Origin of the sequence: Sphingomonas sp. (genome assembly GCF_035555815.1) — a bacterium.
GTDB lineage: Bacteria > Pseudomonadota > Alphaproteobacteria > Sphingomonadales > Sphingomonadaceae > Sphingomonas.
Map to the genome: position 1 here is coordinate 1 of NZ_DATMGG010000074.1, position 19,628 is coordinate 19,628.

Here is a 19,628-nt window from a genome sequence, read left to right on the forward strand (position 1 = left end):
TTCGTGCGGAGCACGGTGCGCGCCGGGGTGGCTGTGGTCATGAGCCGCTCTCCTAACCTTCGATATCGATGAACATGTCTTCGGCGGCGAATTGCCGGGGGAGAAGCTGCTGCTCGAAACAGTAGCGGATCAGGCGGTCGATCGACGGACGGTTCGCCTCGATGCCGTATGGAAGCGGATCAGCGCCGACGATCTGCTGCATCGCGCGATAGTGCGCATCGGTATCGGTATCAGTATCGGTATCGCCGCGCGCGAGTTGCGCGAGATAGCGCGCCTTCGACTCCACGAAGGCATCGAACAGCGCGCGCGCGACCTGCGGATGTTCGTCCAGGACGCGATCCTTCACCACGATTACGCCGTGGATCGGATAGACGCCGGTACGGCGATACCATTCGGCTTCGCGCGCGGCGGCGTCGGGGAACAGTTCGCGATAGGTCTGCGCGTCGCCGCCATCGGCAACGCGCCAGCCCCCGGTCGGCGCGCCGGCGCGTCCGATCCCGGCGTTGGCGGTGAACGCCGCCGACAGATATCCCTCCGCCATGAGGTCGACCAGCGGTCGCCCCGCTGGCGCCCGTTCGACATTCGGCGGGAGCCGCAGCGACTGCACATGCTCCTCGTCGTCGACCACCCAGGTGATCTTGGACAAGTCGACGCCATGATCTTCGGACAGGATGCCGCGCGTCCAGATCCCGGTCGTGACCGACCATGCCCGCACACCGGCGCGCTTGCCCTCCAGATCCTTGGGCACCTCGATCCCCGCATCGCCGCGCGTCACGAAGCCGGCGTGATGAAAGCGGCGAAAGATCGACACCGGCAGCGCCTTGAACGGCGCCCCGGCCGCCCGCGCGATCATGTACGTCGCGGGCGCCATCTCGCACACGTCGAATTCGACATCGCGAACCATCCGGCGAAACGCGGCGATGATCGGCTTCACCTCGACGAAGTTCGGCTCGACGCCCGCAATCTTGACCTGTCCGCCCTTGAGCGCGGCGGTGTGCCCGTAGGTCGCGATCGCGATCTTCAGCGGAATGCCCGGCGCGCTATGCATCACCGGGGTGCTCGACATAGATCAGCCCCGCCGCCGCCAGCGCCCCCCGCATGTCGCCGACATCCAGCGAAAGCTCACCCGCAGCGTAGCGCGCGCGCAGCGCGTCTTCCTTCGCCGTCCTCGCCTGTGACAGCGCCAAAACCTCCTCCGCGCTTTCCCTCGGCACCACGACGACTCCGTCATCGTCGGCGATCACGACATCGCCCGGATGGACCAGCGCGCCGGCGCACACGACCGGAAGGTTGACCTGTCCCAGCGTGGCCTTCACGGTCCCCCGCGCCGAAATCGCCCGCGACCAGATCGGAAAATTCATCTCGGCGAGTGTCCGTACGTCGCGGCAACCGGCATCGATCACCACGCCGCGCACGCCGCGGGCCTGAAGCGCGGTCGCGATCAGATCGCCGATCATGCCGTCGCTGCTGTCGCTCATCAGCCCGACCACCAGGACGTCACCCGGACGGCATTGTTCGATCGCGACGTGCAGCATCCAGTTGTCGCCGGGAGCCGCAAGGACGGTCACGGCGGATCCGGCGATCTGTGCGCCGGCGAACACGGGGCGCATATAGGGGCGCATCAACCTATCGCGCCCCATCGCTTCATGCACCGTCGCCACGCCGCAGCTCGCCAGCGCATCGCAGACATCCGGCGACGCCCGCTCGATGTTCCTCACCACGATATTTTTCATGCCGCATCTAGTGCCGGCGAAGGTTGCGGGGTGCGATTGAGTAAAATCGCCCTGCGCTTGAGCCGATGGTTAAGTCGCTTAACCTGCGGCTCAACCGCACGGACACTTTAGTCAATCGACAGCGCCCGCGCGCCCCGGCATCGAATCGGCGATTCCTCGGAAGCGGGCATGAACATGATCATCGATTGCCACGGCCACTACACGACCGCCCCCAGACAACTTGAGGCGTTTCGCCAGCACCAGCTTGGAACGTGCGGGTGCGCGGATGCGCATGTCGGCGAAATCATCCCACCGCCGGTGATTTCGGATGACGAACTGCGCGAGAGCCTGGAGGGCGCGCAACTTCGCCTCCAGCGCGAGCGCGGCACCGACCTGACGATCTTCTCGCCGCGCGCCGTCGGCATGGGACATCATTTGGGCGACGCGCGGATCAGCGCCGAGTGGGCAACGGTGTGCAACGACCTGATCCACCGCATCTGCGCGCTCTATCCGGATAATTTCGCGGCGGTGTGCCAACTACCCCAAAGCCCCGGCGTCGCGCCGAAACATTCCATCCCCGAACTACGGCGCTGCGTCGAGGAACTGGGCTTCGTCGGTTGCAACCTCAACCCCGATCCATCCGGCGGACACTGGTCGGGCCCGCCGCTGCACGACCGGTCATGGTATCCGCTCTACGAGGCGCTGGTCGACCTCGACGTTCCGGCGATGATCCACGTCAGCGGATCGTGCAATCCGCATTTCCACGCGACCGGCGCGCATTACATCAACGGCGATACCACCGCCTTCATGCAGTGCCTCACCTCGTCGCTGTTCAAGGATTTTCCGACGCTCAGGTTCGTGATCCCGCACGGCGGCGGGGCGGTGCCCTATCACTGGGGCCGCTACCGGGGGATCGCCCAGGACATGGGCCTACCGCCGCTCTCCGAACTGCTGCTCGGCAACATCTTCTTCGATACCTGCGTCTATCATCAGCCCGGCATCGACCTGCTGCTGAAGGTGATACCGGCCGAAAATATCCTCTTCGCATCCGAGACGGTCGGTGCGGTGCGCGGGATCGATCCGGAGACGGGCCATCATTTCGACGACACCCGCCGCTATATCGAGGGCGCCTCGCTGAACGGAGAGGCGAAAGCCAGCATCTATTCCGGCAACGCGCTGCGCGTCTATCCGCGCCTGGCACGTGGCCGGGCGGCGGGCTGGCCCGATCTGTAAGGTTCGACGTCCGAGCCCGGCGTGAACCGCGCCGGGAGGGACCGCTCTCAAATCCGGCGAGCCGGACTGACCGGTCTACTGCACCTGCTGCAGCCAGTCGGTGAGGACACGGTTGAACGCTTCCGGCTGTTCGACATTGGGAACGTGGCGCGCGCCGGTGAATTCCTCGTACCGGCCGTCGCGGAACAGGGCGGCAATGCGCCGGCTCTCCTCCGGCGTGGCGCGCGGATCTTCGCTTCCACATGCCACGAGCACCGGCACGGCGACCTGATCGAGACGGTCGGTGTAGCTGAAGTCTGCCAAGGCCTGGGCGCAGCCGATATACCCGTCCACAGTGCAGCAGGCCACGGTCGACCGGATCTGTTGCCAACGGTGCGGATGCGCCGCCTGAAACTCCGGTGTGAGCCAGCGCTTCATCGTATCGTCGGCGATCGATTCCACCGAGCCGGTTTGCCGAAGCTTGTCGATGCGCCCCCCCCAGTGCGTCGCCGCGTCGGGAAAGGACTGGCTCTGCGTGTCGCACAGCATGAGCGACTGGACCCGCCGGGGATGCCGGAGCCCAAGCGATTGCCCTACGGCACCACCGATCGACAGTCCGACGAAATGAAACCGCTCGATGCCGGTGGCATCGGCCACGGCGATGAGATCGTCGGCCAGCGCATCGATCGTGTACGGTCCGGCCGGCCCCCGACTGCCACCGTGCCCGCGCAGATCGACGCGCAGGACGCGATAGCCGGCTGCGACAAGGGCGGGGACCTGTTCCGCCCACAGACCCAGATCGGCGGCGAGCGAATGGGTGAAGGCGACGACCTGGCCGGTCTCCGCGCCGACAAGATCGTAGCACAAGGTATGCTCACCATGCGGAAGAAGCACCGCGATCGTCTCCTGGTCAGATTGTCGCCTGAGCTTTTCATGCATGGGGCGCGGCCGTCGATTGATTAATAGAGACAGGGGGTTAACCGCCTGGTTAACCGGCATTGTCAGCGGGCTGGCGATTTGCTCTGTATGGCCCCCGCCGTCGTTTTGCGGCGGGATGCCCCGCGTGCGCGCTCCGTTTGTTAGGCCATTGTTATGCCCACCTCCCTGGATTGGTACCTCCTGCGCAATCTGAAGGCCCGGCAGCTGAAGCTGCTGGTCGCGCTCGACGATCTCGGCAATCTGAAGAAGGTCGCGGAAGCCACCCACGTCACCCTGCCGGCGGTATCGAAGGCCCTCGCCGAGCTGGAGAAGGGCCTCGAGCTCGAATTGTTCACGCGCACCACCCAGGGCCTGCGCCCGACGATCTACGGAGAGTGCCTGATCCGGTACGCCCGCAGCATGATGATCGAGCTGCAGCAGGCGCGCGACGAGCTGAAGGCGCTCAGTTCCGGTTCGGGCGGCAAGGTGAGCATCGGCGTCTATGCGGCGTCGAGTTCAGTGCTGGTGCCCGACGCGATCGCGTTGCTCAAGGAACGATCGGCCACCACCAACGTACTGGTGAGCGAAGGGACGACCTCGACCCTCCTGCCGCAATTATGGGAGGGAAAGCTTGATCTGGTGGTAGGACGGCTACCGATCCTGTCGCCGTCGAGCGGCTTTGAGGAGAAGCTGCTGCTCGAAGAGCAACTGGTGCTGGTGACCAGTCCGGCGCATCCGTTGGCACAGCTTGAGCATCTGGAATGGGCGGATCTGAAGGAATACCCCTGGGTGTTGCCGCCGTTGCCATCACAGATGCGCGAACCCCTTGAACGCGCCTTGATCCGCAACGGCATCGAGCTTGAGCGCGACTACATCGAAACGTCGTCGCTTCATCTGACGCGCGCCTGCCTCTACCGGACGCGCGCGATCGCGGCGATGGCCAGCGCCGCGGCCCACGACACATTGCTCCCTTTGGCGGTTTTGCCGCTTTCACTTCCGCCGATGCCACGGGGTGCCGGCATGTTGTGGAACCGAAACCGGCCGCTGAGCCCCGCCGCCGGGTTGATGATCGAATGCCTCGAGGAGGCGGCGGCGGTGCTGAAAGAGAAGGAAATCGCCAACAGGATGGAACCGTCCGCCTGACCGATACAGATCGCCATCAATATTTGTCGACGAATTCCTCGACATGTCCGAACAGTTTCGTCGCCTCTCCGGCGTTCTGTGGAAAAAGTCCCTGTTGCGATCCATAGCGCAGGAACGCGGTCAGGGTCGCTTTGTTGGCGGCCAGGCCATAAGGCCAGAACTCGCCGCCGAAAGCCTCGCGGATGGTGCGCATGTGGCCGTCCACGGCGGGGATGGGAACACGGCTTGCCCGAATATCGTCCAGCCGCGCGAAATACCGCCGCCGGGCGACTTCAAACGCCCGGTACAGATTCGACGCGAGCCAGCGGTGGTTCTGCAGCAACTCGGTGCGCACGGCGAGCGCGCGCAGGATGGGAAACACGCCGGTCTTTTTCAGCGCCGCGCGTTCGGCATCCCCCGGCCTGGGGAACAGCCGGCCGACGCCGGTCATGTCCCCACCGATGGGAAGCCGGTGGGGTGGCGCGATCGCGGCATCGACCTTGCCGGATTTGAGGAGCGCCACCATCCCGGAGTCATCGACTGGAACCCAGCGCGCGTCATTCGATCCCAGCCCGTACATCTCGGCGAGCATCCCGCGGACGTAGAGGCACTCCGTCAGATCGCGTTCGGGCACGGCGATGCGCGCGCCACGAAGGTCGGCGGGCCTGGCGATCCGGTCGCGGCGAACGGCGATGCTGTCGTGCAGAAAGCGCCGCGAGGTGAAAATGGGCAGCGCGGTGATGCGCGTATCCCCGGCCAGACGACGCTGGGCATATTCGGCGAGCGGCACGTCGGAAATGTCCCATTCGCGGTTGTCCGCGAACCGCTCGAACGAATGGGGCGCCGGAAGATCGACCCACGTCGGTGCCAGTCCAGCGATTTCGACCGCGCCCGAACGGATCTCGTAATCGGTGTCCCGGCCGCGAATTTCATAGACATGGTCATAGGCCATCAGCGCGATGGTCAGCTTGACGGGTGACTGGATCACAGGTTGCCCCCTTCCCACTCGGGGTAAACATCGGCGGCCTTCAGGCGGCGATCGATCAGTCCCTGTTCGTGCAGATATCGCAATCCGGTATCGATGGTCGGGCGATTGGCGTCGACGCCATAGGGCCAGACGTCAGGGCCGGTCAGTGGTTCGAGGCTCTGGATATACTCCTCCGCCCACGGCACCGGAACCCGGCTGGCGGCGGTGTCGGCGAGACTGTCGAAATAGCGGCGGCGGGACAGATCCAGCGCCTGATAGATGCGCCGGCCGATGTCGTTGTCGCGGTCGTAGAGTTCGCGCGTCATGACGATCGTGTGCATGGCGGGCAGGCAGCGCGTCTTCTCGAAATAGCGGCGCTCCTCGATTCGCGCATCCTCGAACAGGCGGCGCACCAGACCGCCCGAGCTGACCGACCCTTCGACGCTGGCGGGTGGCGAGGGAACGATGATGCCGTCGAGATCGCCGGACCAGAGCATTTCCTCGATGCCGCGGTCGGCAACCGGAATATAGCGCACCCGCGGGTCGAGGAACTTGGCCGGAACATTCTCCGGCCGGCCCGGCCGCTCCACGCCGCCTTGATACCAGATGATCTCGTGCGGCTCGATCCCATACATGTCGCGCAGCATACCGCGCGCCCACAACCCTGCGGAATTGGCCCACCCGACGATGCCGATGCGGCGCCCGCGCAGATCCTCGGGCGTCTTGATCCGGTCGGACCGCACAAAGATCGCGCTGTGGCGAAACAGCCGCGAGGTGAAGATGGGAATACCGACAAAGCTGTTGTCGCCCGATGCGCGGATCGACGCATATTGGGAAAAGCCGACCTCGGCGACATCCCAGTCGCGCGTGGCCAGAAAGCGCCGGAACGCCTCCGGGATCGGCAAGCGAATGAACAGCGGATCCGCCCGCTCGATCGGAATTCGGCCATCGGTGACGGCCGCCATGTGATCGTAGGAACTGAGCGAGAAGACGAACGGAAGCTTGCCCGCGTCGCCGCCCGGCGAAGCCTTCGCAGGCGCGGGCGCCGCGGCCCGCTGCGCCTGCGCGTCGCTGGCGATCATCTGGGACGCCATCGCCACCGCCGGCAGGCTGACCAGCCCGCGCAGCAGATCCCGCCGGGATTCGCCTTCAGGCGCACCGGCGGTGGCCTCCTGCTGACGATTACCGTCCACCGGCGAAACGGGCCCATTCGATCTGATCATTGGTCTGACACTATCCTTGCGCGCATGTCCCCGCCCAGGCCGGGAGGCAAAACGGGCCGCCGATCCCGCTAGAGCATGATTCGATCAGGTTGAAGGAACATGCTCTATTTATCTTTTGTTTTCTGCATCTTCCGAGTCAACAGATGATGCCGTCCGCTTCGAAAGGCTCTCGGCGCTCAGCGCGCCTTGTCGCTCTGCGCCTTGTTAAGCATCGCCAGCGATTCCCGGACGAAGCCCGGTGCAGCGCAGCCCGGTTTAACGGTGGTCGCCGTCACGGGATAGCTGTGACCGGCGTAATCGCTGTCATCGACCACATAGTGGATCGGACCGAATACAAGAGAGACGAGCATGGTCTTGTCGGGGTTCGGCGCCTGCTGCTTCACCTTGGCCCACACCGCCGGAAGGATGTTGGCATCGCTGTGGATCAGCGCCACGTCGCCGATCTGAATCAGCCCGAAACGAAGCGTCTGCGGCGGGCCGTCGCGCGTCGTGAACACGCATTTCGGCAGCGTGGCGCCGGGTGCGTCGGAACAGGCGTTGGCGTAGGGCGTGGTGATCTGGCCGGGGCAGACCAGCGTTTGCAACATGCCCTGGATGCGGACGTCGGCGCTGGTGGTGATATTGTTGAGCGTCGCGATCACTTCCTCGCCCAGGACGGTGCCGACGGCGCTCATCAGCGCGTGCGGGTCGGCGGGCGTGGCACCGGGCGGAAGCGCTCCCCGCCCCGCAACGGTGTCACCCCCGCTGGTGTTGATGACGACGTCGGGCGGCGATCCGACCGTGTAGAGCACCACCGCCTTGTCGCCGAAGCGCTGCTCGACATAGCGTTCCATGACGCCGGCGACGTCCGCGTTGATCTCGGTCTTGACGCGCATCGCCATCACCGGCTCTGGGCCGTTGTTGACCAGCACCGCGAGCGGCGTCCCGTCCGCGCGTTCGATCTTGAACACGCCAAGGGTGCGATCCGCCGCCGGCTGCCTGCTCCCGCGCGGCTGTCCCGGCTCCATCCGCGCCGCCGCGAGGTGGAAGATGCCGTTGCCGTAGCCGGCTTTGGCTGGCTGAAGGTCGGCGACCGCTTCCGTCACCGATCTCAGTATCAGGTCGGCGGTATAGGCGGTGACCTTCGCCGAACCCGGCAACATGATCCCCTTGGGATTGTTGTCGAGACGCACGGCGTTGTGCGTATGCGTGACCGACAGCATGACGTTTTCAACCGGCGCATTCGCCGCCTCGGCGATACGCTTCACCAGCTGTTCGAAAACGTCGGTCGCGATCGTCGGCAAGTCGCCGTTGACCAGCACCGCTCGCCGGCCACCCGCCTGAAACACGATCGTCCGTACGTAGATCTTGCTGCCGATCGTGGCGAACGGCTTGGGCAGGTCCTCCAAAGGAGGCGTGATGTCGATTCGTGAAACCCCGGCGAGCAGCCCCGGAGCACCCGATACACCCGCCTGCTGCGCGAGCAGCCCGGCTTCCGCCGCCGGCTGCATGAACGCAGCGAGCAGCAACAGCATCTTGCCGGCCTTGCGAACCATCTTGCTCCTCCTCAGAACCGGGCGCGCACGCCGGTGGTGAAATAGCGGCCAACGAAATCGTCTGTCGAAATATAGGCGCCAAACCGGCCGGTATCCGACGATCCGTTGATGGCGATCGGCGATTTCTGATCGAACAGATTGGTCACGTTGATATAGAATTCGAAATCCTTGGCCCAGCTGCTCTTCGGCGTGATGCTCAGGTTCAGGTTGGTCCAGCCGAACGCCGGAATCTTGTTATCGACATAATACAGCGTCGGATCGGCATTGTACTGAAGACTGCTCCGCCAACGCTCGACGAGCGTCAGACGCACTTCGTCGGTGAGATTGTAATTGACCATCGCGGTCATCCGCCATTTCGGCGTGGTGGTGATCCCGACCGACGAATAGGCATAGCCGGCAACGTCGGATTCCGCGATGCCCGGAGTCGATTGCTTCAGCGTGGGCTGGTAGGTCGTCAGCACGCGCAGCGAGAGCGGCTGATGGGCGAGCCGCGTATTGTAGTTGAGCTCGAAATCGATGCCGCGTGTCTTGATCGATGATGCGTTGATCGATCGGCTGTAAAACAGGGTCGCGTTGTTGGCGGCCGACGTATCGCTATACCCGTTCGGCCGGACGATCAGCGAACACAGCGCCGAGCTTCCCCCGCTAGCATTGCACAGCCGCTGGATCGTGACGTTCGAGCCGTTCAGGGACGTGATGGCATCGGTGATGTTGATGTCATAGCCGTCGACCGACAGGCTGGCGCCGGGCAGCCAGTTCGGCTTGTAGACAAAGCCCAGCGTCAGCGTGTTGCCGATCTCCGGCTTCAGGCCCGGATTGCCGCCGGTCAGGATCTGCGCGTTGGCGATCGTCTGGTTGGTGAGCTGGTCGATGACGGTGCCGCGGCTCACCGTGGTCGGCTGGTAGAGGTTGCTGAGATTGGGCGCACGGAAGTCGCGCGAGCGCGTAGCGCGCAACAGCAACTCGTCGTTGACGCGCCAGTCGAGGCCCGCCTTCCACGTCCACGCACCGCCAAAACTGTCGTAGTTCGCATAACGACCGGCCAGGTTGACGCTCAGCCGCCGCGCGATCGCCGAATCCGCCAGCAGCGGGATTTCGGCTTCCACCGCGGCTTCCGCCACCGTCTGCTTGACGAGCGGAATGATCGCGAATGTGACCTGATGCAGATTGGTGTTGGCCGTGCAGGCGTTGAAACGAATACCCGTGCAATCCGCCTTCTCATCGGGCGAGACTTCGCTGGTCGACTGCAACGTCGTGCGCCGCCACTCGCCGGAGATGGCGAGATTGACCGGGCCAGCCCAGGTGGAGAACGGAGAACCGGTGACCGATCCCCCGAAATTCACCAAGGTTGATGTCGTCTTCGAACGGGTGACGTCGGTGATGTAGTCGATTGCGGCCGCCGACGCCGCGCTGGGACCAAAGAAGTTGAGCGGCGCGCAGCTGGGATCATCATTGGACGTGATCGCGTCCGCATTGATCTGACAGACGATGTTGCCGTTGACGCTCACCGCGTCCAGCGCCGAATAGAGGTGCTGCAAATTGATGTTGCGCATAGTGGTCTGCGCCTGGGTCGAATAGCCGTAGCTACCGTTCACTTCCCACTTGAATTTGCTGCCGAGCGATCCCTCGAATCCGGCGGTACCATAGTAGTTGTCGAGGTTGAACACCTTGTTGTGCGGCCCGAGCTGCAGCGGAATCTTGCTGAGCGTGAACGTCGTGGTGTCCGTTCCATATCGATAGTTGCCCAGAAACGGATTCTGCGCGCTGAGCACGAGATTGGCGAAGTTCAGTGACGTATCATTGTAGCTGTTGCGATTGAACGCGCCGAAACCTTCGGCGTAAAAATGCACGTCATCGGTCAGGTCGTAATCGACACGGGCAAAGGCGCGCCGCGCCAGCAATGCGCCCTTGAGCGAGGTGTTGAAGAAATAGCCACCGTCGCCGCCGACTTCGTAGCCGCGCGTTCCGGTCAGCGTACCGTGCTGAAAAGCGGAGAGCACACCATCCGCCGAAAAGGTCATTCCGGCCAGCGGGCCGCTGTTGATCAAGCCGCCAAAGCTGGTCTGCGCGTTGCGGACGTTCGAATACAGCGCATAGGGATTGTTCGCGGTTCCCGGCGCGATCAGCTGCGCGGTCGACGAAACCGCGGCGGAATTGCTGCCCTCGACCTGCCAGAGCTGGCCGTTGCTGCGCGAGAACATGTCGGAGATCCCGCGGTCATCATAGTATTCGAAACTCGCCTCGACATGCCCGCGGCCACCGGCAAAGCTCGTTCCCACCGCGATGCCCGCGTCGAAAACCGGGCCATCGCCCTTGCCGGAGATGCCGTACTGCGCCTTGAGCTTGATGCCGTCGAACTTGCGGTCGGTCACGAAATTGACGACCCCGCTGATCGCGTCGGAGCCATAGACCGCGGAAACGCCGCCGGTCACCACGTCGACCCGCTGCAGCAACATCTGCGGAATCATGTCGATGGTGACCAGGCCGGTATCGGTGGTCGGCTGGAGACGTCGGCCGTCGAACAGCGTCAGGTTGCGGAACAGCCCCAGATTGCGGATGTTCGGCGCGTTGGCCGAACCGTTCGGACCGCCATTTGATCCGCTGCCGCCGGTGCCGGTATTCTGGCCCATCGACCCTTGGAATACCGGCAGATTCTGCAGCGCCGCACCCACCGAGGTCGGCTGCAATTCCAGCAGCTGCTGCGAGCTGACGACCGTTAGCGGCGTCGGGCTGTTGTTGCCGTTCTGGATCAGGCGGGAGCCGGTAATGACGATTTCAGCGGCGGCCGGCGCCTCGCTGGTCGCGGCGGACTGCGGCACGGTCCGATCCGCGGCGCTGCCGTCAGCCGGATCGTTTGCAGAAGGGGGCGTTTGCTGGCCGGGAGTCGCCGTCACGGCCGCGGCGACCACAGCGGTCCCTTGCTCGCCAGCCGCGCCGGAGTCGATTGGTGTTGCGTGCGCGGTCGTTGCCAAGGTGAGCAGGCTTACGCCACCGAGCAAGCCGAGGCCGAGAAACGGCTTCATCAGGATCCCCTCCATGAGAGTCTTAATGTCGTTGCGTGCGTGGATCGCACGTCCGACATAAAGGGTGAGGATGGATGCCCTGACTGTCGATTGAATATTAGGAAGGCTCGGTTGAGCATCCAGTTAAGTGGAGAAGGGGCCGTCCGCTGCGCGGGGCGGCCGCGTCGGCTAAGTGCCAAACTCGTCGCCTGACGGATCGCCGTACCTATCCGGAATGCAGCGAGGAGACACGTTGGCACTGGCCGAACGGCACCTTGCGACATATTGCCCGACCTTTCGCTCAAACTCTGATCGAGCGATTTTTCGGTGCGTCCGCGCGTGGGTTCGCAAACAATCTGAAATCTTGTCCCAAAGCTGTTCCGGGCCGATCGGCGCGAGAGGTGATCCGGGATAGACTGACGAGATCGCTTCAACGACGGTTTCATTGCTTCGAACGATCCGTAAATGCACGTCGCCGCTGTCGAGGCCAGCCACGACTCCCGCCCCGTTGGGCGATTCAACCACCGCGATCCGCTTCATCAGCGCCCTTATCGCAGGTCGCGCTATTGCCTCGGCAGTGAAATCGCCCAAACGAACCGTACCGGTGCCGAGAGCCGTCGCGACAGTGTAAGCGGCACAGAACTTGGCCTCATTGCCGTCGCGCGGATCGGTGAACCGCAACGGCCGCATCGTGCCGTAGGGGACGTCGACGACGATCCGGAGATCGGGGGCGAAGGGGTGAGCGATGCTATCGCGCGCGGCCAGCGCCGCGCCGATCATGCGATGGGTCGCGTAGCAGCATGGATAGAGCTTCCGCGATACCCGCCCCGCCGCGAGCGCGAAGCCGCAATTGGCCGCGCGCACCGCCGCCGCCGCATCCCCGTAGAGATCAAAATAGCCGCCCGGCCCGAAGATATCCTGGTCGCCGGTCATTCCAGCCTCGACCAACAGCAGCGCACGCACCGCGGTCGCCGCGGCGAAGCCGACGTGCGCCGGCTTGGCCAGCGTGCCGAAATTGCGCTGCATACCGCCGCATTGCGCCGCCGCCAGCGCCAGCAGGCTGCGCGCGCCGCGCGGCTCCAGCTCGACCAAATACCCCAGCGCCGCCGCCGCCGAGATCGGCCCGATCGTCGACGTCGCGTGCCAACCGCGATCATAATGGCCGAATCCAAGCGCCTCCCCGACCGCCGCGTCCACCGCCAGCCCGACGGCATAGGCGGCCAGAACGCGCGGGCGCAGATCCGGTCGTCGCGCCGCGACCGCCAGCAAGGCGGGCACGATCACCGCCGACGGATGGGTAACGCTGCCGAGCGCGACATCGTCATAGTCGAGCGCATGCGCCGCCGTGCCCTGGATCAACGCCTCGCGCTCCGCATCGAGGCCTGGCTGCCCAAACGCGGGGTCTTCGCTCGAACCATAGGCTTGGCGCACCGCCCGCGCGGACGGCTCGTCCCATCCGGCCAGCGCAACCGCCACCGTATCGCTGATGCCGACCCACGCATCGTCGAGCACCGCGGCATCCGCGTGGCCCGGCGCGCGCATGAAATCGCACAGCCTGTCGATGAATTCCGGCACGCGACACCCTCCCCTTTCGACGCCTGTTTCCTTCCATAAATGCCGGCGATGACCGGATCGCAAGACGCTATTTGCGCGGCTCGCCCCGGCAATGACATGGGGCGAGGCTAGGCGGATTTCGGGCCGCGCCAACGGGAGAGGACAATGGGAACGACATCGCACAGCCAGCGCCGCGAGTGCCGTCGATGAGCGCGCGGTCGTTCGACGTGGTGATCGTGGGGGCAGGCTTCGCCGGGCTCTATGCGCTGCACAAGTTCCGCGGCATGGGCAAAAGCGTCGCCGTGCTGGAGACCGCCGCCGACGTCGGCGGCACCTGGTACTGGAACCGCTATCCCGGCGCGCGCTGCGATGCGCAGAGCATGCTCTATTCCTTCTCGTTCGACGAGGGGATCGAGCAGGAGTGGACCTGGACCGAACGCTACGCGACCCAGCCGGAAATCCTTCGCTACCTGAACTTCGTGGCGGACCGGCTCGACCTGCGCCGCGACATCCGGTTCGGCGCCACCGTCACGGGCGCGCGATTCGATACCGCCACGGATCGCTGGAGCGTGCGCACGGCCGACGGGGCCGAATATGATGCTCGATACCTGATCATGGGAACCGGCGCGCTGTCGGTCGGCCGGATGCCGGACATCGCGGGAATCGAGCAGTTTGCGGGCGAATCCTATCACACCGGCAACTGGCCGCACGACGGCGTCGATCTGGCCGGCAAGCGCATCGGCATCATCGGCACTGGATCGTCGGGGGTCCAGACGATCCCGCTCGCTGCACAGGTCGCCGGCCATCTTACCGTGTTCCAGCGCACCCCCGCCTATGTCGCGCCGGCGATGAACGCGCCGCACAGCGAGGCGCAGGTCGCCGAATTCAAGGACAATGCCGGAACCTTGCGCGCCCGGGCACGGGTTGGCGACCTGCGCGGCATCGGCGAGTTGTTCGCCCCTTGGCTGCCGCCCAAGGGCCGCACCGCGATGAGTGTCAGCGCCGAAGAGCGGGCCGAGGTCTACGAGCGGTGCTGGAACATCGGCGGCGCGGTGATCATGACCGCGTTCAGCGACCTGATGACCGACGAGGCCGCCAATTCCACCGCCGCCGACTTCTTCGCGCACAAGATCCGCGAGATCGTCACCGACCCCGTCACCGCCGAACGGCTCATCCCCCGCGACTATCCGGTGTTCAGCAAGCGGCTGGCGATCGGCACCGATTATTACGAGACGTTCAACCGCCCCAACGTGACGCTGGTCGATGCCGCCGCCCACCCGATCGTCGAAGTCACCGCCGAGGGCATCCGCACCAGCGAGCGCGACTATCCGCTCGACGTGATCGTCTACGCCACGGGATTCGACGCCATGACCGGCGCGCTGACCGCGATCGACATTCAGGGCGTCGATCACCGGACGATCGCGAACGTCTGGCGCGAGGGGCCACGGACCTACCTGGGAGTAGCGATGGCCAATTTCCCCAATTTGTTCACCGTGACCGGGCCGGGCAGCCCGTCGGTGCTGAGCAACGTCGTCGTCTCGATCGAACAACATGTCGAATGGATCGCGGCGCTGATCGCCCATGCCGACGCACGCGGCGCGACCCGGATCGAGGCGGAGGCCGAGGCGCAGGATCGCTGGGTCGATCGCGTCAACGCGGCGGCGGCGGGTACGCTCTTCCTGAAGGGCAAGAGCTGGTATCTGGGTGCCAACGTGCCGGGCAAGGCCCGCGTCTTCATGCCGTTCATCGGCGGCGTCGGGCCGTATCGCGCGATCTGCGACGAGATCGCGGAGGCGGGCTATCCCGGCTTCGCGCTGTCAGGCAACGCCACCGCCGAGGCCGCCGCGTGACCGTCGATCCGGCCGTCGTCATCATCACCGGGGCGGCGGGCGCGATCGGCGCCGCCACCACGCGCCTGCTTGCCGCGCGCGGTGCCACCATCGTCGCGGTCGACCGGGCCGGCACCGACTGGTCGCCGCTCGCGTCGATCGCGCCCGGCCAGTTGCTGCGGATCGAGGGCGACGTTACCGACGACGGCTTCGTCTCCGATTATGTCGCGCACGCCTGCGATGCGTTCGGGCGGATCGACGGCTTCTTCAACAACGCCGGCGTCGAAGGCCCGGTGGCGCCGGTCGAAAGCTATGCGATCGCGCAGTTCCGCGCGGTGTTCGCGGTCAATGTCGATGCGTGCTTCCTGGGATTGCAGCGCGTCCTGCCGGTGATGTACCGGCAGGGCAGTGGCAGCATCGTCAACACGTCGAGCGTCGCGGGCCTGCGCGGCGGGCCGGGGATGATCGGCTATTCGGCGTCGAAGCACGCAGTGGTCGGCCTGACGCGCGTCGCCGCGACCGAGGCTGGGCCGCACGGGGTGCGGGTCAATTGCGTCAATCCAGGTCCGATCGCGGGGCGCATGATCGACGCGATCAACGCCGGACAGGCCGCCAACGCCACCGATGCCGCCGCCGCACGCAGTCGGATCGAGGGCGCGCTGCCGCTGCGCCGCTATGGCCGGCCGGAGGAAGTGGCCGAGCTGGTCGCCTTCCTCCTGTCCGACGCAGCGGGCTTCGTTACCGGCGGGTGCCACACCGTCGATGGCGGCTACAGCACCTACTGAGTCAGAAGGTGACGATGGTCCGCCGCGTCTTGCCTTCGCGCATCAGGTCGAAACCGTGGTTGATCAGGTCGAATGGCAGTCGGTCGGACACCAGAGTTTCCAGGTCGAGCTGGCCGTCCATGAAATAATCGACCAGCCTGGGCAAATCCTCCTTCGGCCGCGCGCCGCCCATTGTCGTGCCGATCAATCGCTTGCCCATCAGCAGCATCGGCGCGGGAATGGTCAGCTCGCCCCCGACCAGCCCAACCGCGGTGCACACGCCGTAGCTGGTCCGCAGGCAATCGAACGCCTGGCGCAACAGCGCGATGTTGCCGACACAGTCGAAGCTGTAGTCGGCGCCGCCGCCGGTGATACCCTGGATCGATTCGACGACATTGTCGACCTCACGCGGGTTGACGAAATGGGTCATACCATAGCTGCGCCCGGCGGCTTCCTTGTCTGCCGCGACATCGACGCCGATGATCGTGGTCGCGCCCGCCATGCGCGCGCCCTGTACCGCGCTGAGGCCGACGCCGCCCAGCCCGAACACCACCACCGATGCGCCACGCTCTACCTTGGCAGTGAACAGTACCGCGCCCACCCCGGTCGCAACGCCGCAGCTCACGGTCGAGATCAGATCAAGCGGCGCGTCCGGACGGACCTTGGCCAGGCTCCACGCCGGCACGGTGATATATTGGGAGAAGGTGCCGAGCGAGACAAACGCCGCCATGCCGTCGCCAAAGCCAGTGCGGGCGCCGCCGAACATGCTGGGGAATTGTTCGCAAAAATTGTGCGGCCTGCCGTCGGTGCACAGGTCGCAATGGCCGCATTCGGGCATGGCGAAGGGCAGGACATGATCGCCCGCGCGGAACTCGTCGACGCCCGGCCCGACTTCGGCAACGACGCCGGCACCTTCATGCCCGAGCACCATCGGCCAGCGCACCGCCCGCGAATTGCCCTCTATCGCATGGAGATCGGTGTGGCACAGCCCGGCGACCTTCAGCTCGATCAGGACCTCGCCCTCCGCCGGGGGGCGGACCATCACGGTCTCGATCGACAGCGGCGCATTGGCAGCGCGGCTTACCGCCGCCTTGGACGCGATCATGTCATGCTCTCCTGAACTGCGCGCCGACCGGCACTGTATGCGGCATCGCTATAGCCGCACGGTCATGTCGCAAAATAGCGACTTGCACTGCACCCATAAGGGCCGGCTATCGCGGCGCCATCGCCCGCGCCAGCGCGGCGGCGCCGTCGTCCCGCATCCGTTGCGATACCGCCGCGCCGGGCACCAGATCGAATCCGTGGAACGCGCCGGGATAGACATGCAGCTCGACCGGAACGCCCGCACGCGCGGCACGGCGCGCGAAATCGAGATTCTCGTCGATGAACAAGTCCAGCGCGCCGGTCGCGAGATAGAGCGGCGGCAACCCCGACAGATCGGCTGCCCGGGCCGGCGCGGCGTGGGCCGAGACCCCGTCCCCGCCCGGCGCGCCGCCCAACAGGCTACTCCAGCTGAAGCGATTGTCGGCGGCGGTCCACACGAACTCGCCGGCGGTAGGATGCGGATCGACCAGACTGCCGGTGCGGTCATCGAGCATCGGATAGGTCAGGTGCACGAACGCCAGCGGATGCGTGCGCTCGTCCCGAGCGTAGAGCGCCAGCGCGGCGGCGAGACCGCCGCCCGCGCTTTCACCCATCACGCCGATCCGCGTGAGATCGTGACCGCCGTCGGCACCCGACGCGAAGATCCAATCGAGCGCGGCATGGCAATCGAGCAGCGCCCCCGGAAACGGCGTTTCGGGCGCGAGGCGATAGTCGACCGACACGATCCGGCAACCAAGCGTGCCGGCGAGCAGCCGGTGGCGCGGCTCGCCCGACGCCGCGCGCCCGGCGACATAGCCCCCGCCATGGATGTGGAGGATGGTCGGCAACGCATCGGCGTTGCCGGCCGGGCCGTAACAGGTGATGGCGACGTCGGCGGCGCCCGGCGGGCCGGCGATCGTTCGTTCGACCTTGTCGACCCCGCCGGTCATCGTCGCCGGCAACGGCAGCCGGCGCTCGCGGACCTGTGCCAGCGTATCGGTGGACATCGCCACGTGCGGGATCAGATCGAGCAGCGGCAGCAGTTCGGGATCGACCAGATGACGGCTGACGGACATGGCGGGACCTCTCCTGTGCGATACGCGGGCCGGCGGTAGCAGATCAGGCGCGCGGACAAACATACCGCGTCGTTATGCTTTGATCGCGAACTCCTATTTTGGCGCTTCCCGAGGCCTGACTAAGGACTAGGGGAAAGGCGCGCCGGCCTGAACCGGCGACGACGAACCAGCGCGCGGCGCAACGGGAGAGATGGCGTGAGCGGACCCCACCAAAACTATCGGCTGCTGATCGACGGCGATCTGGTCACCACCGCCGCGACGATCGACGTGATCAACCCCGCCACGGGCGAGGCCTTTGCGCAGGCGCCCGATGCCGGGGCGGCCGAACTCGACCGCGCGGTCGCCGCCGCCACCCGCGCCTTTCCCGGCTGGCGCGACACCCCGATCGCGGAACGCAAGCGCGCCGTGCTCGCCGCCGCCGACACGATCGAGGCTCATGCCGAGGAACTGGCGCTGCTGTTCACACTGGAAATGGGCCGCCCCCATATCGGGTCGCAGCGCGAATTCGTGCGCGCGGTCGACTGGACGCGCGGCATGGCGCAGTGGGATCTGCCGGTCGAGGTAACTGAAGAGAATGACGCCCACCGCGTCGAGGTGCACCGCGTGCCGCTGGGCGTCGTCGCCGGGCTGGTGCCGTGGAACTTCCCGGTGGTGCTGGGCATGTTCAAGCTGGTACCGCCGCTGATCGCGGGTAACACCGTGGTGATCAAGCCGTCACCGTTCACTCCGCTGTGCACGCTGCGTATCGCCGAACTGATCAAGGATCATTTCCCGGCGGGCGTGGTCAACGTGCTGTCGGGCGGCGACGATCTCGGCCCGCTGATCACCGCGCATCCCGGCTTCGCCAAGATCACCTTCACCGGATCGACCGAAACGGGGCGCAAGATCGCCGCCGCCGCGGCGGGCGACCTGAAGCGGATGACGCTCGAACTGGGCGGCAACGACGCCGCGATCGTGCTGGACGATGCCGATGTCGAGAGCGTCGCGCCGCGCATCTTTCTGGGCGCCTATGGCAACACCGGACAGATCTGCGTCGCGACCAAGCGGCTGTACGTCCACGACGCGATCTATGATGCGTTCCGCGACAAGCTCCACGCTCTGATTCAGGCGGGCAAAGTCGGCGACGGCCGTGAGGAGGGCGTGATGTTCGGCCCGTTGCAGAACAAGCGGCAATATGACCGAGTCCGTGCGCTGGTCGACGATGCGCGCGCCGAAGGATTGCGCGTCCTGGAAGGCGCCGCCGTGCCCGAGCGCGGCTATTTCGTCCCGCTGACGCTGGTCGACAATCCGCCCGAGCAATCGCGCGTCGTGCAGGAGGAAGCCTTTGGGCCGGTCCTGCCGATGATGCGCTTTTCCAGCGACGATGAAGTGGTCGAGCGCGCCAACGCCAGCAGCTATGGGCTGGGCGGGTCGGTATGGTCGGGCGACACCGCTCGCGCCGTCGGCATCGCGCACCGGCTGGAGACCGGGTGCGTGTGGGTGAACGAGAACACCGGCATTTCGCACCTGACCCCGCAGGCCGGCACCAAGCAATCGGGCCTGGGGGTGGAGAGCGGCCTGGTCGGCCTGCTCGAATATACCCGGCCCAAGGCGATCTGGATCGCCAAGGCCTGACCGCGGGCGGACGCGGG

The 19,628-nt window shown here is 65.7% G+C and carries 15 protein-coding genes; 5 read left to right on the top strand and 10 right to left on the bottom strand.

The genetic code is table 11. The features are described 5' to 3' along the window. Nucleotides 1-52 precede the first annotated feature (52 nt). The gene (locus VNR91_RS04085) at nt 53-1,066 is read right to left on the bottom strand and encodes an ABC transporter substrate-binding protein (RefSeq protein WP_325489512.1); all 1,014 of its coding nucleotides are present in this window, start codon (nt 1,064-1,066) and stop codon (nt 53-55) included. Then, nucleotides 1,041-1,733, bottom strand: coding sequence for a 4-carboxy-4-hydroxy-2-oxoadipate aldolase/oxaloacetate decarboxylase (locus VNR91_RS04090; protein WP_325489513.1), 693 nt, complete (start codon nt 1,731-1,733; stop codon nt 1,041-1,043). Before VNR91_RS04090 ends, VNR91_RS04085 begins: the two co-directional genes overlap by 26 nt. A 168-nt stretch (nt 1,734-1,901) precedes the next feature. On the opposite strand from VNR91_RS04090, the gene VNR91_RS04095 reads away from it, so the two are divergent. Continuing rightward, on the top strand, nt 1,902-2,945 hold the full coding sequence (locus VNR91_RS04095) for an amidohydrolase family protein (RefSeq protein WP_325489514.1): 1,044 nt from the start codon (nt 1,902-1,904) through the stop codon (nt 2,943-2,945). Nucleotides 2,946-3,020: 75 nt separating this feature from the next. Here the strand turns inward: VNR91_RS04095 and VNR91_RS04100 are convergent, their stop codons facing one another. After that, entirely contained in the window at nt 3,021-3,863 is an 843-nt protein-coding gene (locus VNR91_RS04100) for an alpha/beta fold hydrolase (protein WP_325489515.1), read from the bottom strand. A 153-nt stretch (nt 3,864-4,016) separates the two neighbouring features. Here VNR91_RS04100 and VNR91_RS04105 point away from each other — a divergent pair, with 153 nt between their 5' ends. Then, nucleotides 4,017-4,985 (top strand): LysR substrate-binding domain-containing protein, encoded by a 969-nt coding sequence (locus tag VNR91_RS04105; protein WP_325489516.1) that lies wholly within the window; start codon nt 4,017-4,019, stop codon nt 4,983-4,985. A gap of 16 nt (nt 4,986-5,001) precedes the next feature. On the opposite strand, the gene VNR91_RS04110 is transcribed toward VNR91_RS04105, so the two are convergent. The 5 genes from VNR91_RS04110 to VNR91_RS04130 all read right to left on the bottom strand — a co-directional run bounded on the left by VNR91_RS04110 (nt 5,002) and on the right by VNR91_RS04130 (nt 13,398). Beyond that, nucleotides 5,002-5,754 carry a hypothetical protein gene (locus tag VNR91_RS04110; RefSeq protein ID WP_325489517.1) on the bottom strand — a complete coding sequence of 251 codons (753 nt, stop codon included), beginning with the start codon at nt 5,752-5,754 and terminating at the stop codon, nt 5,002-5,004. A gap of 194 nt (nt 5,755-5,948) precedes the next feature. Beyond that, the gene (locus VNR91_RS04115) at nt 5,949-7,124 is read right to left on the bottom strand and encodes a hypothetical protein (protein ID WP_325489518.1); all 1,176 of its coding nucleotides are present in this window, start codon (nt 7,122-7,124) and stop codon (nt 5,949-5,951) included. Between the two features lie 206 nt (nt 7,125-7,330). Next, nucleotides 7,331-8,689 (bottom strand): hypothetical protein, encoded by a 1,359-nt coding sequence (locus tag VNR91_RS04120; protein WP_325489519.1) that lies wholly within the window; start codon nt 8,687-8,689, stop codon nt 7,331-7,333. Nucleotides 8,690-8,700: 11 nt separating this feature from the next. After that, the gene (locus VNR91_RS04125) at nt 8,701-11,712 is read right to left on the bottom strand and encodes a TonB-dependent receptor domain-containing protein (protein ID WP_325489520.1); all 3,012 of its coding nucleotides are present in this window, start codon (nt 11,710-11,712) and stop codon (nt 8,701-8,703) included. Nucleotides 11,713-11,880: 168 nt separating this feature from the next. Then, nucleotides 11,881-13,398: an MmgE/PrpD family protein gene (locus VNR91_RS04130; RefSeq protein ID WP_325489521.1), complete on the bottom strand. Its 1,518-nt coding sequence runs from the start codon at nt 13,396-13,398 to the stop codon at nt 11,881-11,883. 53 nt (nt 13,399-13,451) lie between these two features. Between VNR91_RS04130 and VNR91_RS04135 the strand changes: the two genes are divergently transcribed. Both VNR91_RS04135 and VNR91_RS04140 read left to right on the top strand, forming a co-directional pair. Then, nucleotides 13,452-15,095 (top strand): NAD(P)/FAD-dependent oxidoreductase, encoded by a 1,644-nt coding sequence (locus VNR91_RS04135; protein WP_325489522.1) that lies wholly within the window; start codon nt 13,452-13,454, stop codon nt 15,093-15,095. Continuing rightward, nucleotides 15,092-15,859 carry an SDR family oxidoreductase gene (locus VNR91_RS04140; protein ID WP_325489523.1) on the top strand — a complete coding sequence of 256 codons (768 nt, stop codon included), beginning with the start codon at nt 15,092-15,094 and terminating at the stop codon, nt 15,857-15,859. The genes VNR91_RS04135 and VNR91_RS04140 overlap by 4 nt, the downstream gene beginning before the upstream one ends. Nucleotide 15,860: 1 nt before the next feature. On the opposite strand, the gene VNR91_RS04145 is transcribed toward VNR91_RS04140, so the two are convergent. Beyond that, the gene (locus tag VNR91_RS04145; protein WP_325489524.1) at nt 15,861-16,943 is read right to left on the bottom strand and encodes an alcohol dehydrogenase catalytic domain-containing protein; all 1,083 of its coding nucleotides are present in this window, start codon (nt 16,941-16,943) and stop codon (nt 15,861-15,863) included. Between the two features lie 106 nt (nt 16,944-17,049). Further along, nucleotides 17,050-17,997, bottom strand: coding sequence for an alpha/beta hydrolase (locus tag VNR91_RS04150; RefSeq protein ID WP_325489525.1), 948 nt, complete (start codon nt 17,995-17,997; stop codon nt 17,050-17,052). Between the two features lie 195 nt (nt 17,998-18,192). Between VNR91_RS04150 and VNR91_RS04155 the strand changes: the two genes are divergently transcribed. Beyond that, nucleotides 18,193-19,611, top strand: a complete 1,419-nt coding sequence (locus VNR91_RS04155) for an aldehyde dehydrogenase family protein (protein ID WP_325489526.1) — start codon at nt 18,193-18,195, stop codon at nt 19,609-19,611. Nucleotides 19,612-19,628: the final 17 nt, after the last annotated feature.

Bases quoted from the DNA above. Each gene is read 5' to 3' on its own strand.
- VNR91_RS04085 (WP_325489512.1), bottom strand. From the start codon at position 1,066: ATGTCGAGCACCCCGGTGATGCATAGCGCGCCGGGCATTCCGCTGAAG.
- VNR91_RS04090 (WP_325489513.1), bottom strand. From the start codon at position 1,733: ATGAAAAATATCGTGGTGAGGAACATCGAGCGGGCGTCGCCGGATGTC.
- VNR91_RS04095 (WP_325489514.1), top strand. From the start codon at position 1,902: ATGAACATGATCATCGATTGCCACGGCCACTACACGACCGCCCCCAGA.
- VNR91_RS04100 (WP_325489515.1), bottom strand. From the start codon at position 3,863: ATGCATGAAAAGCTCAGGCGACAATCTGACCAGGAGACGATCGCGGTG.
- VNR91_RS04105 (WP_325489516.1), top strand. From the start codon at position 4,017: ATGCCCACCTCCCTGGATTGGTACCTCCTGCGCAATCTGAAGGCCCGG.
- VNR91_RS04120 (WP_325489519.1), bottom strand. From the start codon at position 8,689: ATGGTTCGCAAGGCCGGCAAGATGCTGTTGCTGCTCGCTGCGTTCATG.
- VNR91_RS04125 (WP_325489520.1), bottom strand. From the start codon at position 11,712: ATGAAGCCGTTTCTCGGCCTCGGCTTGCTCGGTGGCGTAAGCCTGCTC.
- VNR91_RS04135 (WP_325489522.1), top strand. From the start codon at position 13,452: ATGAGCGCGCGGTCGTTCGACGTGGTGATCGTGGGGGCAGGCTTCGCC.
- VNR91_RS04145 (WP_325489524.1), bottom strand. From the start codon at position 16,943: ATGATCGCGTCCAAGGCGGCGGTAAGCCGCGCTGCCAATGCGCCGCTG.
- VNR91_RS04150 (WP_325489525.1), bottom strand. From the start codon at position 17,997: ATGTCCGTCAGCCGTCATCTGGTCGATCCCGAACTGCTGCCGCTGCTC.